This is a genomic window from Anaerotignum faecicola, from assembly GCA_024460105.1.
Taxonomy (GTDB): Bacteria; Bacillota; Clostridia; order Lachnospirales; family Anaerotignaceae; genus JANFXS01.
Window position 1 is genome coordinate 1 of record JANFXS010000512.1, and the last position, 399, is coordinate 399.

Below are 399 nucleotides of genomic sequence, written 5' to 3' on the forward strand. Positions count from 1 at the left end.
GAGCGGTCCATATGGGAATGAAAGACAAGGTAACCGTAAAACTTCTCCAGGCGACAAGCGATAAGACAGAGCTCAACAAGAAGGCACTGCAATGGAAGAAATCCTTCGTGGAAGTGAACAAAATTCTCGGTACTTCCTCCCCGAAAAAGAAGAAAAATAAATAATTATGAAAGAGCTGTAAATTTTTTGTAAAAAAGGGGTTGACTTTTGTCAAACGCAGTTATATAATAACACACGTGTCACCGAGACAGGCACACAAAACTGAAGAGAAGCGCCTTTAGCTCAGTTGGTAGAGCAGTAGACTCTTAATCTATTTGTCCAGGGTTCGAGTCCCTGAAGGCGCACGAAAAAGTTCCGATTTTGCAGACAGAGAGTTGCGGGGTTGGGGCTTTTATTTCG

1 tRNA gene is annotated in these 399 nt (G+C 42.9%); it reads left to right on the plus strand.

What is annotated here, in order from left to right:
- The first annotated feature begins 271 nt into the window (after nucleotides 1-271).
- A tRNA-Lys gene (locus tag NE664_15140) sits at nucleotides 272-344 on the plus strand.
- Nucleotides 345-399: the final 55 nt, after the last annotated feature.